Annotated in this window: 8 protein-coding genes and 1 tRNA gene; 4 read left to right on the forward strand and 5 right to left on the reverse strand. The window is 66.3% G+C overall.

Translation table 11 applies throughout. The features are described from left to right. Positions 1 to 350: 350 nt before the first annotated feature. Positions 351 to 818, reverse strand: a complete 468-nt coding sequence (locus ACWICD_RS07900) for a hypothetical protein (protein WP_454139858.1) — start codon at positions 816 to 818, stop codon at positions 351 to 353. 223 nt (positions 819 to 1,041) lie between these two features. After that, positions 1,042 to 3,675, reverse strand: a complete 2,634-nt coding sequence (gene polA / locus ACWICD_RS07905; RefSeq protein ID WP_454139859.1) for a DNA polymerase I — start codon at positions 3,673 to 3,675, stop codon at positions 1,042 to 1,044. A gap of 47 nt (positions 3,676 to 3,722) precedes the next feature. Between polA and ACWICD_RS07910 the strand changes: the two genes are divergently transcribed. Further along, complete coding sequence (locus tag ACWICD_RS07910) at positions 3,723 to 4,160, forward strand: hotdog fold thioesterase (RefSeq protein ID WP_454139860.1); 438 nt, start codon at positions 3,723 to 3,725, stop codon at positions 4,158 to 4,160. Here the strand turns inward: ACWICD_RS07910 and ACWICD_RS07915 are convergent. Together ACWICD_RS07915 and ACWICD_RS07920 are read right to left on the reverse strand one after the other, a co-directional pair. After that, entirely contained in the window at positions 4,151 to 4,837 is a 687-nt protein-coding gene (locus ACWICD_RS07915; protein ID WP_454139861.1) for a hypothetical protein, read from the reverse strand. The two genes, ACWICD_RS07910 and ACWICD_RS07915, sit on opposite strands and share 10 nt — an antisense overlap. Before the next feature lie 74 nt (positions 4,838 to 4,911). Continuing rightward, the gene (locus tag ACWICD_RS07920; protein WP_376126045.1) at positions 4,912 to 5,532 is read right to left on the reverse strand and encodes an ANTAR domain-containing response regulator; all 621 of its coding nucleotides are present in this window, start codon (positions 5,530 to 5,532) and stop codon (positions 4,912 to 4,914) included. A gap of 55 nt (positions 5,533 to 5,587) precedes the next feature. On the opposite strand from ACWICD_RS07920, the gene ACWICD_RS07925 reads away from it, so the two are divergent. The 3 genes from ACWICD_RS07925 (at position 5,588) to ACWICD_RS07935 (ending at position 10,321) form a co-directional block, all read left to right on the forward strand. Continuing rightward, positions 5,588 to 5,670: transfer RNA gene (locus ACWICD_RS07925), tRNA-Leu, on the forward strand. Between the two features lie 317 nt (positions 5,671 to 5,987). Next, on the forward strand, positions 5,988 to 8,150 hold the full coding sequence (locus ACWICD_RS07930) for a YhgE/Pip domain-containing protein (RefSeq protein ID WP_376126042.1): 2,163 nt from the start codon (positions 5,988 to 5,990) through the stop codon (positions 8,148 to 8,150). Next, a complete protein-coding gene (locus ACWICD_RS07935; RefSeq protein WP_454139862.1) occupies positions 8,147 to 10,321 on the forward strand; it encodes a YhgE/Pip family protein in 2,175 nt (724 codons plus the stop codon). Before ACWICD_RS07930 ends, ACWICD_RS07935 begins: the two co-directional genes overlap by 4 nt. 81 nt (positions 10,322 to 10,402) lie before the next feature. Here ACWICD_RS07935 and pyk read toward each other — a convergent pair whose 3' ends face one another. Beyond that, positions 10,403 to 11,845: a pyruvate kinase gene (gene pyk / locus ACWICD_RS07940; RefSeq protein ID WP_376126037.1), complete on the reverse strand. Its 1,443-nt coding sequence runs from the start codon at positions 11,843 to 11,845 to the stop codon at positions 10,403 to 10,405. Between the last annotated feature and the right edge of the window lie 21 nt (positions 11,846 to 11,866).

Consider the following 11,866-nt stretch of genomic DNA (forward strand, 5'->3'; position numbering starts at 1 on the left):
AGTTCCCACTAACCGTCACAATATGCAAAATGACGGGTGACCCGTTGTAGACAGCGTTGGTGAAGGAGCACAGCGCTGTCCCTCGCACCAGCCCGGCATCCGCACCCAGTTGTCCTGTCGGGGACGATGCGCCCGTCGTACGCTTGACGTGCACTCCCCCGTATGCTGTGCTTCCTGTGTTAGTGGTGTAGGCCCTTGCCTGATACGAAGTGGGGCTACCGAACGTTTGCCAACTGGAGTATGTAATGGCGTGGGCGGCGCCACTTCCCAACCCGACTATCAGTCCGGCAAGCGGAGTCACTCCAAGCCCGACGCCCACTCGTCGTCTGGCACGATCATTCATGGTGCGGTCACTTCTCATCGGATTCTCCCTCGCCCACGATCGCGCCACCGACCTTGAACTCGCCTACTTGCGTGACGCCATCTGTCAAATAGACGGGGATCATGCGGGTCGTTGGCTGCAGTTTTGCGGCCTCCTCGGGGGTTAGTTCCTCGTCCATCCGAGGTGCAGCGAGGTCAGCTGTGTAGACGTACCCGATCTGTCCGTTGGTTGCGATCGCTTCAACAAGAACGAGTCCCTCAGCCTCGCCCCACTGCCCATACGATTGTCCACCTTCGTTGGTGCCGATCGCTCCTGGGATTACGCTCACGGCAGGCGTGGGAGCGTCATATGTGCGGTCGATCGGTTGCGACGCCGAGGTTCTATGGGGCTTTGGCACGTGATCCACTGTGGGCTCGGTCACCGCACTCACGGCCAGAGTGCCAATGACGAATCCTCCAAGTGCCATGCCAACCCCCGCGAGAATGAGTTTTCGCATCAGATTTCCTTTCGGCGTAGCTGACTGGGCGATGCGGTTGAGGCTAGCGACCTCCACAATTGGCGAGCAAGATCAAAATGGGAACTGCTGCGAACAGGGTGAACGATGGGCGCGTCCCGTGCGCAGCCCTCGTGATGGTTTCGACGGGAGGAGCAAGAGGTGGATGCCCTCCGCAATGACGCTCGCAATGAAGGGCAGATCTGTCGTTGAGCGAGCGGTCGTGCTAGTGGCCGGCCTCGTTCCAGTCCCCGCCCCGGCCGATCTGCACATCGAGGGGCACGGACAGCTGCGCAGCATCCCCCATACGCTCGCGGACGACGCGTTCAGCGGCATCCCACTCCCCCGGGGCGACCTCGACGACGAGCTCGTCGTGGATCTGCAGCAGCACGCGCGAGGTCAGACCCTCGGCATGGAACTCTTCGTGGATGCGGAACAGTGCGACCTTCATGATGTCGGCGGCGCTGCCCTGAATCGGTGCATTGAGCGCGGCGCGTTCGGCGTTCTCGCGCAGCACCCGGTTGGGGCTCGCCAGGTCGGGGAACGGTCGACGGCGGCCGAAGATCGTCTCGGTGTAGCCGTCGATGCGCGCCTGCTCGACCGACGAGCGCAGATAGTCGCGCACGGCGCCGAAGCGGGCGAAGTACTCCATCATGAGCTGCTTCGCCTCGGACTGATCGATCCTCAGCTGCTTCGACAGGCCGAACGCCGACAGACCGTAGACGAGGCCGTACGACATGGCCTTGACCTTCGTGCGCATCTGAGGTGTCACGTCGGCGGGGTCGACCGAGAAGACGCGTGCGCCGACGAAGCGGTGCAGGTCCTCCCCCGAATTGAACGCCTCGATGAGCCCGGGATCTTCGGACAGGTGCGCCATGATGCGCATCTCGATCTGCGAGTAGTCCGCCGTCAGCAGGGTGTCGTAGCCGGTGCCGACCTGGAACGCCGAACGGATGCGCCGGCTCTCTTCGGTGCGGATCGGAATGTTCTGCAGGTTAGGGTCGGTGCTCGACAGACGCCCCGTCTGGCTGCCGGTCTGCAGATACGTCGTGCGGATCCGCCCGTCGTCGCCGATGGCGGCGTCGAGCGATTCGATGATCTGTCGCAGCTTCGTCGCTTCGCGGTGCTGCAGCAGTTGACCGAGGAAGGGGTGCGGATTGCTCTCCTGCAGATCGGCCAGCACAGCGGCATCCGTCGAATAGCCGGTCTTCGTCTTGCGGGTCTTCGGCAGCTGCAGCTCTTCGAAGAGCACCTCCTGCAGCTGCTTGGGTGAACCGAGGTTCACTTCGCGGCCGATCGTCGCATACGCCTCCTGCGCGATCGCGTCGGCGCGTGCGGCCAGTTCGGCGGAGAACGAGGAGAGGTTGTCGTGCGACACGGCGACGCCGGCGAGTTCCATGTCGGCGAGGGTCAGCAGCGTCGGCAATTCGATCTCGTCGAGCACGCGGGTGACCGGCGCGGGAAGCTCGGCCCGCAGCGCCTCGGCGACACGCAGGATGAACCACGACAGCTGCCCGGGCGTGGCCCCCTCGGTCTCGGGGACGAGCTGGGTGGGGTCGGCCTCGGGAAGCTTCTCGCCGAGGTAGCGGTCGACGAGATCGGCGAGCTTCTTGTCGGGAAAGCTCGGGCGCAGCAGCCATCCGGCGAGGATGACGTCGAAGGCGAGATTGCCGACGGCAAGACCCGCGCGGCGCAGCGCCTTGACCTGCGGCTTCGCGTCGGCGTAGACGGCGTCGTCGGCATCGGCCAGCCACGGCGCGACCGCCGCGGCGACGTCGGGAGACCACCACACCTCGACGACCTCGTCGGCGCGCGCGAGCCCGATGCGATGCGGCAGCCCGCCCTCGGTCGTGACGGTCACACCGACGGCGCCTTCTTTGTCTGCCAGCCACGCCGCCAGGTCTGCAGCGGACAGCTCGCGCACGGGCGGCATCTCGGGTGCCGGGGTCGTTGCGGATGCCGTGGCCTGCTCACCCGCTGCCTCGAAGACGCGCGGCAGGAGCGTGCGGAACTCGAGCCTCGCGAAGATGTCACGCACGGCCTGGGCGTCGATCGGCTGCACTTCGAGATCAGCGGGGCGGACGGGGAGCTCGACGTCGCGCAGCAGCCGGTTGAGCGCGCGATTGCGGCGCACGGCGTCGATGTTGTCGCGCAGGTTGCCGCCGACGACCCCCTTGATCGTGTCGGCTCCGTCGAGCAGCGCATCGAGCGAGCCGAACTGCGTGAGCCACTTCACCGCCGTCTTCTCGCCCACCTTGGGTACGCCGGGCAGGTTGTCGCTCGTCTCACCGACGAGGGCCGCGACGTCGGGGTACTGCTCGGGAGGCACGCCGTAGCGCTCGATGACGGCGTCACGGTCGTAGCGCTTGAGCTGCGAGACGCCCTGCACGTTGGGATAGAGCAGCGTGACGTCGTCGGTGACGAGCTGGATCGTGTCGCGGTCGCCCGAGCACACGAGCACCGAGAAGCCCGCTTCAGCGCCCTGCGTCGCGAGCGTCGCGAGAATGTCGTCGGCCTCGATGTCTTCCTGGAAGAGCACGGGGATGCGCATCGCCGCGAGGCAGTCCTGCAGCAGGGGGATCTGGCCCTTGAACTCGGCCGGGCTCTCGGACCGGTTCGCCTTGTACTCCGCGTACTCGCGGGTGCGGAACGATTGGCGCGACGTGTCGAACGCGACCGCGAGGTGCGTCGGCTTCTCGGCCTTGATGAGGTTGACCAGCATCGCCAGGAACCCGTAGATCCCGTTGGTGTGCTGGCCGTCCTTCGTCGTGAAGTTGTCGACCGGAAGAGCGAAGAACGCCCGGTACGCGAGCGAATGGCCGTCGACGACGAGAAGAGTAGGCTTTGCGGAGTCCGTCACCCTCCCAGCGTAGACGCGAGGTGCGACAGCGTCCGAAAGCGAGACCCATGCCAGAGCCCGTCTCAACCCCCGCCGCTGTCGACGCGCACGAGTGGCTCACCGCACACGGGGGCGGCGCCCTCGCCGAGAAGATGGGCATGGAGTTCACCGAGTTCTCGGTGCAGCGTTGCGTCGCCACGATGCCGGTCGAGGGCAACACGCAACCCGTCGGGCTCATGCACGGCGGCGCCTATGTCGTTCTCGGCGAATCGCTCGGCTCGATGGCGGCGAATCTGCACGCCGGCCCCGGCCGTCTCGCCCTGGGCATCGATGTCAACGCGACCCACACGCGCGCGGCGACGAGCGGAGTCGTCACGGGCGTGTGCACGCCGATCCACCTCGGCCGGTCGATGACCGTCCATGAGATCGTCGTCACCGACGATCAGGGCCGGCGATGCTCGACCGTGCGCATCACCAACATGATCACCGAGCGACCTCAGGCCTGAGCCGCGGCATCCCGCTTCTGCTTCGCCTCGAACCGGTCCTGGCGGGCCTTCGTCGCGAGGATCGAGACGAGCAGCGCGAGTTCGAACGCGTTCGTGACGGCCCCGCTGTCGAGCGGGATCGGGACGGCGCTTCCCACCGTCATGATGACGGCGCCGACCAGGAGCCAGATCCAGCCTTGACGGCGCCAGACGAAGAACCCCGCCAGGATGAGCGCCGCGGCGACGAAGAGCACCATGATCGGCGGGCCGGCGGCATCCGCGTCGGAATAGCTGAGCACCCCGTACTCGGTTCCGGGTTCCAGGGTCAGACCCGCGAGCACCGTGACGATCTCGAACACGATCAGCGCCGCGGTGATGACGACCGCCACGACAGCCGCGATGCGCGTGCTCGCCCACGGCTGACCGGCGCGCCGTACGGCGTGCCATGACCAGACGACGAGCAGGGGCGTCACGAACGCGTGCACCCAGAACCGTCCGGCGCTGAGCCCCTCGAGAAGCGCGCCCTCGCCGATCGCGGCCCCGGCGGCGATCACGGTGTTGTCGTAGACGAGGCCGCCCAGGACGAGAAGCGGCAGGTTCGCCGGTGTCAGCCAGCCGTGCCGCACCCCGAGGGCGATGCCCCAGGCGAGCAGCAGCACGTAGCCGGCGGCGAATCCGGTGAACAGCGCGGTATCCATCCGTCGACTCTGCCGACTTCCGCGAGCGGATGCGACGGCTCGACGCGCGCCGCGACGTCAGGCAGAATGCGGCGTCAGTCCTTCTTGGGCGCGAGCTGCTCGATGATGGCCTTCGCGACGTCCTGCATCGTGAGGCGGCGATCCATCGAGGCTTTCTGGATCCAGCGGAAGGCCTCGGGCTCGGACAGACCCATCTTCTCGTTGAGCAGGCCCTTCGCCCGGTCGACGAGCTTGCGGGTCTCGAAGCGCTCGACCATGTCGGCGACCTCGGCTTCGAGCGTGATGATCTGCTCGTAGCGGGCGAGGGCGATCTCGATGGCCGGCAGCAGGTCGTTCGGCGTGAACGGCTTCACGACGTACGCGAGGGCGCCGGCCTCGCTCGCGCGCTCGACGAGCTCCTTCTGGCTGAAGGCCGTCAGGAGCACGACGGGCGCGATGTGGTTCTTGCTGAGCTTCTCGGCGGCCGAGATGCCGTCGAGCTGCGGCATCTTCACATCCATGATCACCAGATCCGGGCGCAGCTCGGTGGCGAGCTGAACGGCGGTCTCGCCGTCGCCCGCCTCGCCGACGACGTCGAAGCCGTTGTCGCGGAGGATCTCGACGATGTCGAGGCGGATGAGCGATTCATCCTCTGCCACGACGACACGACGAGGTGCGGATGCGGGTGCCCCAACGGGCTGGTCGAGCTCAGTCACCATTGAATCCTACGGTATCGTCGTTCGCGGCAGCGCGCCGGCAGATCGCGCGTGCGCCGGTGTGGCGGAATGGCAGACGCGACCGACTCAAAATCGGTTGCCCGCGAGGGCGTGTGGGTTCGACTCCCACCACCGGTACTTCACTCGTCTTCGCGAGGTCGGTGAAGACGTCGACGGCGTCGGTCCGCATCCGCGGACGAACGGGTCGACCACGGGCCGCCGGGGAAAGTTCACCCCGGGCGTCACCCCGGGCTAACCCGGCTTCGATCCCAGTGTTTGCGCGGAATCTGCGTCGGGACCGGCGTTCGAGCCCGAAACACGGGCCTGATCGAATCGACCCAATGGATATGGTGGGCGCGGCGGACAGAGAGCCGATTTCGTGCGCCGATCCTCAGCCTTTGCGACTGAGTGCGAACAGTTGGGTATTCACGGGAGGCGACCGAAGTATGCGCAACGTGTGGCGTGTTTTCCTTCGCGATCTCAAGCGTTTCGGGCGGGTGCCCCTGGCGTGGGTCATCATCGGCGGAGCGCTCATCACGCCGTGCCTCTACGCGTGGTTCAACATCGTCGCGTTCTGGGATCCCTTCGACAACACGAAGAACCTCAGCATCGCCGTCGTCAATCTCGACGAGGGCGGTTCGACCTCGCTCACCGGCGACCTGAATGTCGGCGACCAGTTGGTGGCGCAGCTCAAAGACAACGACGATCTGGGTTGGCACTTCCTGTCCGAGGACGAGGCCATGGCATCGATCAAGAGCGGTGAGAGCTATGCCGCCTTCGTCGTGCCGGCGACATTCACGGCAGACCTGCTCAGCCTCACCACGGGCGACTTCACCCAGCCCAAGCTGCTCTACTACGTCAATGAGAAGCTGAACGGGGTCGCACCCGAGATCACCGACACGGGCGCCACGACCGTCCAGACGCAGATGACGGACGCCTTCACCAAGCAGGTCGCCAGCGCCGTCGCGACGGCGATCAAGACCGGCGGCGGGGTCGCCGAGCAGGACCTGCTGGATGCCGAGGCCAAGATCATCGACGATCTGGAAGCGGCTGCGCAGATCGTCGCGCAGACCCGTGACCACGTCGGGGAGCTGCAGACGGGGCTCCAGTCAACCCGCGAAGGGCTGCAGAGGGGCGTCGTCACTCTCTCGGACATCGACGGTGCGCTCGGCGGCGTCCAAGGCTCACTGAGCGACGTCCGTGCTCTTTCCGACAAGGCGCAGTCCGATCTTCTGCGCCTCGCCGGTGAAGCCACGACCGGCCACGTCATCGGATCCGCCGAGGTCGCGCAGGGCGCGGCAGCGGCCATCGCCGCGATCGGCAGGGTGACGGCCGCGACGGACTCCCTCTCGGCGGGTGTCGACGCGCAGCGCACGCTCCTGGGAGAAGCGTCCGGCCTGCTGTCGGGCCTCGACGACCAGCTCGCTCAGACCTCGGCAGCGCTCGCGAGCCTCGACGCGGACCTGGCCACGCTCGAAGGGGACATGGGTGCCGCCGTGACGGACCTGCGCGCCGTGGGCGGTGCGGCCGCGTGGCAGGAGCTGCAGACCCTCACCTCGCTGGATCCCGAGCAGATCGCGCAGTTCATGTCGACGCCGGTGGTCGTGGATCAGCACACCATCTTCCCGACCAAGACCTACGGGTCGCTGATGGCTGCCCTGTTCATCAACCTCTCACTGTGGATCGGCGCGTTCGTGCTGGTCGTCATCCTCAAGCTCGAGGTCGACGACGAAGAGGTGCCCGGTCTGACGGAGCGGCAGGGCTACCTCGGTCGCTGGATGCTGTTCGCCTCGATCGCCGTGATGCAGGCCATCACGCTCAGCATCGGCAACCTCATCATCGGCGTGCAGCACGTCAACCCGTTCGTCTTCGTCATCACGCCGATCCTGATCGGACTGAGCTATCTGAGCATCATCTATGCCCTCTCGGTCACGTTCGGCTACATCGGCAAGGGCCTGGTCGTGATCCTGGTGATCATGCAGATTCCCGGGGCTTCGGGGATCTATCCCATCCAGCTCATGCCGGAGTTCTTCCAGTCGCTGTACCCCTTCTTCCCGTTCACCTACGGCATCGACGCCATGCGCGAGGTGATCAGCGGCTTCGCGGGGCTCGCGTACTGGCGCTACATGGGAACGCTGCTGCTCTTCGTCGCCCTGGCGTTCTTCCTGGGGCTCGTGCTGCGTCGAGGCGTGTCCAACCTCACACGACTGTTCACACAGCAGGTCGGCGCGACGGAGCTGTTCACATCGGAGGCCGGCGCACCCTCGGGCCCCGGCTTCCGCCTGAACCACCTGCTGCGTGCGCTGGCGAACCGTGAGAGGTACACGCAGCGGCTGGCCAAACGCGCACTCCCCTTCGCGCGCTCCTATCGGAAGGTGCGCACCGCGATCATCGCGATCGGCTTGTTCGGCATCTTCTTCCTCGCCGGTCTGGCCATGATCTTCCCGGACGACAAGACCGAGTTCGTGGGTCTGTGGATCCTCTGGCTCGTGATCGTGTTCGCGGCCCTCATCACGCTCGAGTACATCCGCTACAGCCTGCGGCTCTCGACCGAGGTGAGTGAGATGCCTGACGCGGAGATACGTCGAGAACTCGCCGAAGTGGAGGCGCGCAAGTGAGCGGCATCTGGGAGCTGTTCCGCGCCGATCTGCGCCGCGCCACCAGCAACGTGATGTCGGTGATCGTGCTGTGCGGCCTGATCGTGATCCCGTCTGCGTTCACCTGGTTCAACGTCATCGGCAGCTGGGAGCCGTTCGACAACACGAAGAACCTGAAGGTCGCCGTCGCGAGCGTCGACGAGGGGTACACCAGTGCGCTCATCCCGATGCACGTCAACATCGGCAGCATCGTCGAGTCGGCCCTGCGCGCGAACGACCAGCTCGATTGGATCATCACGTCGGAAGAGGATGCCATCGCCGGCACCACATCCGGCGAATACTATGCCGCGATGGTGCTGCCGAAGGACTTCAGCGAACGCATGCTGACGTTCTACACCGCGGGGTCTCAGCGCACGCAGATCGACTACTACACGAACGACAAATCGAATCCGCTCGCGCCTCTCATCACGAGCGAGGGGGCCGATGACCTCTCCGCGAAGATCAACGCGGAGTTCACCCAGGAGCTCAGCAACATCGCGCTCAGCCTGGTCTCGTCGCTGTCGAAGTCATTGAGCGACTCGGAATCGCAGGCCGCGTTCGCCCGCATCGAGGCGCACGTCGGTCAGGTCGGCGTGCAGCTGCGCGCCGCGTCCGGGACGGCGAGCATGTTCACCGCTCTGCTCGAGTCGAGCGTGCCGCTCGTGGAGAGCACGACGAGCCTGCTGGGTACGGTCGAATCCGAGTTCTCGGCGGCGACGGGCAAGGTGAAGGAAGGCCTCGCAGCGGCGCAGGAGGCGGGCGGCGCGATCGCGCAGGCCACGCAGGCACTGACGACGGCGTTCGAGGCCAGCAGTGCGCAGCTCGGCCGCTTCGAAGGCCAGGTCGACAGGATCTTCTCGGCAGTGGATGCGGATGCCGGTGCGACCATCGCCATGATCGACGAGATGTCCGCTCAGCTCGCCGACCTCATCAGCAAGCAGGAGGCGTTGCGGGAACGGCTCGTCGACGATGTCCAGCCGAACATTCCCGAAGAGGACGCACCGGCGTTCGCGGCGATCATCGACAGCCTCGACGCCGCGATCGCGCAGGAGCAGGCACTCCAAGCGCGCCTGCAGGAGACCGCTGACGGAATCGCATCGGGCAACGCCGACGCCCAGCGGTTCCGCGGTCAGTTCGACAGCCGGATCGCCGCGGCACAGTCGGCACTGGACAGCGCGAACAGCGTGTACGCGAACGACCTGAAGCCCACTTTCGACCAGATGGGGGCAGAACTCGCCGTCGTCGGTGCCGGGTTGGACGCCATCGGCGGGGACGTGTCCGAGGTCACGCGTGTGGCGGAGGGAGCGGCATCTCTCCTCGTGACCGCCGCGCAGGACAACCGGGCGCTCGCGGACGCGCTGGCCACGGCCGCCGACTCGGTGGACCGCGTGCAGGATGCGCTGTCCAGTGCCATCGACTCGGGCGACTTCAGCATGATCGGCAAGATCATCGGCACGAACCCCTCGGTTCTCGCCCGGGCGATCGCACAGCCCATCGGCCTGGACCGGATCGCGGTCTACCCCGTGGTGAGCTTCGGTGCGGGGATGGCGCCCCTCTATACCGTCCTGTCGCTGTGGGTGGGGGCTCTGCTCATGGCGGTGACGCTGCGTGTGGCTCCGCCCACGCGTGCGTCCGAAGGTGGGCCGCAGCTCAAGCTCCACCAGCAGTTCCTCGGACGCTACGCGATCTTCGCGCTGCTGGGTCTGGCGCAGAGCACGTTGGTGTTCCTCGGCAACATCCTGCTCGTCGGGCTCGATCCGGTGCATCCGTTCCTGTTCATGCTCGTGGGGTGGACGACCTCGCTCGTGTTCACGTTCCTCATCTACACGCTGGTCGTATCGTTCAGCGACGCCGGCAAGGCGCTCGCGGTGTTCCTGCTCGTCATCCAGGTGGCCGGCGCGGGCGGTGCGTATCCGCTGTCGCTGCTGCCCGAGTGGTTCCAGAACGTCAGCCCGTTCCTGCCCGCCACGCACGCCATCGATGCGTTCCGGGCCGCGTTGGCGGGGATCTACCAGGCGGACTTGTGGATCTCGCTGGGCTGGCTGCTCGCGTTCATGGTCCCGATGCTCCTGCTGGGACTCGTGCTGCGCAAGCCGTTGATCGGCCTCAACGAGAAGATGGAAGGCATGCTGCAGTCCACCAAGCTCATGTAGGTCGCGCGTGCGCGTCTCGACGCGACCGACGACGAAGGCGGTCACCCCCCCCGGGTGACCGCCTTCGTCGTTCGCCTGCCGCTACTCGCGGTAGATGGGTGCCTTGCCGTGCACGGCGTCGCCCACCTTGTGGATGCGGATGTCGTTCGTCGACCCGATGATCCCGGGAGGCGATCCCGAGATCACAACGACCTTGTCGCCGACGGCGGCGAGGTCGTTGGCGAGCAGGTAGTCGTCGACCTGGATGAACATCCGGTCGGTGTGCGGCACATGCTCGACGAGCGTGGACTGAACGCCCCACGTGATCGCCATGCGGCGGCGGATGCCGGGTTCGGGCGTGAATCCGAGCATCGGGATGCCGGGGCGAAGACGTGACATGCGCCGCGCCGTGTCGCCGGACTCGGTGAAGATGCAGAGGTACTTCGCCTCGACGAAGTCGGCGACCTCGAGCGCGGCGAGCGTGATCGCCCCGCCCTGCGTGCGGGGCTTCGTCGTGAACGGCTGGATGCGCTCCAGGCCGTGCTCCTCGGTGGACGCGATGATGCGGGCCATCGTCTCGACGACGACGACGGGATAGCGTCCGACGCTCGTCTCGCCCGACAGCATGACGGCGTCGGCGCCGTCGAGCACGGCGTTGGCGACGTCACTCGTCTCGGCGCGCGTGGGAACGGGGTTGTCGATCATCGACTCGAGCATCTGCGTCGCGACGATGACCGGCTTGGCCATGCGACGGCACAGCTCGACGGCGCGCTTCTGCACGATCGGCACGGCCTCGAGCGGAAGCTCGACGCCGAGGTCGCCGCGGGCGACCATGATGCCGTCGAACGCGTCGATGATCTCCTCGAGGTTCTCGACCGCCTGCGGCTTCTCGATCTTCGCGATGACGGGAACGTGGCGTCCTTCTTCGGCCATGATGACGTGCACGCGCTGCACGTCTTTCGCCGAGCGTACGAACGACAAGGCGATGAAGTCCGCTCCGGCCTGCAGGCCCCAGCGCAGATCGGCTTCGTCCTTCTCCGACAGCGCCGGCACGTTGACCGCGACGCCGGGCAGGTTGATGCCCTTGTTGTTCGAGACGGGACCGGCGACGATGACTTTGGTCGTGACGACCGTGCCGTCGGTCTCGATCACTTCGACGCGCACCTTGCCGTCGTCGATCAGCAGGAAGTCCCCCGGCGCGACGTCTTGGGGCAGCCCCTTGAACGTCGTCGACACGATCTCCTTCGTGCCGAGGATGTCCTCGGTGGTGATCTTGAAGATGTCGCCGACGGCGAGCTCGTGCGGCCCGTTCTCGAACTTGCCGAGCCGGATCTTGGGCCCCTGCAGGTCGACGAGGATCGCGACGGCGCGCTGGGCGTCTTCGGCGGCCTTCCGCACGTTGGCGAAGTTGCTCTCGTGGATCGAGTAGTCGCCGTGGCTCAGGTTCAGCCGAGCGACGTCGACGCCGGCATCGATGATCGCGCGGACCATCTCATACGACGAAGTTGCGGGACCCAGGGTGGCGACGATTTTTGCGCGTCTCATCCGTGCTTTCTTCCGTGGTGT

The sequence above is a fragment of the Microbacterium sp. NPDC055357 genome (genome assembly GCF_053644835.1).